Source organism: Halobellus sp. Atlit-38R (assembly GCF_003665925.1).
Taxonomy (GTDB): Archaea; Halobacteriota; Halobacteria; order Halobacteriales; family Haloferacaceae; genus Haloquadratum; species Haloquadratum inordinatus.
This window is the reverse complement of the sequence record NZ_QXIJ01000313.1, coordinates 1-462: the sequence shown is the minus strand read 5'-3', so window position 1 is coordinate 462 and position 462 is coordinate 1. Positions and strand designations below refer to the sequence as shown.

Here is a 462-nt window from a genome sequence, read left to right as displayed (position 1 = left end):
CGTTCACCGCCCGGGTAATAACGTTTTCGTAAATAATTTAGTATAATCAGAAATAGCGCCTTCGCACTGAGAAACCGTCCATCGCACTGGAAGAGAATCGGACGTTTCTGAACAAACTCGGAGCTGTTCGGCAATATTTTCGCCAAGATGGGCGGTTCGGCGGTCAGTAACGGACGAACAGGAAGGTTTTCGCGCCGGGGGCCGCCGGTAGAGGCGGAACCCGGGCGGCGCGGCGCCGCGGCTCGGCGGTCGAGCGCGGCGAGAGAAGCACTGGGTCGGACGGTCTCGGTCGGAGCGGAAGGCGGTCCGGGGCGGCGTGTGACCCTAACCGAGGCGGAACGAGGGCTCGTCCGACTCGCCGTCGAGGTCCTCCAAGTGGATCACGTCCTCGTCGTCGCCCTCGACCTGCTCCCGAAGGTGGTTGATGTACCGCTTGTGCTCTTCGAGCTGTTCGCGGAGGTG

Annotated in this window: 1 pseudogene; it reads right to left on the bottom strand. The window is 62.1% G+C overall.

The features are described 5' to 3' along the window. Positions 1–324 precede the first annotated feature (324 nt). Positions 325–462, bottom strand: a pseudogene (locus D3D02_RS19560) (CopG family transcriptional regulator); the annotation flags it as partial.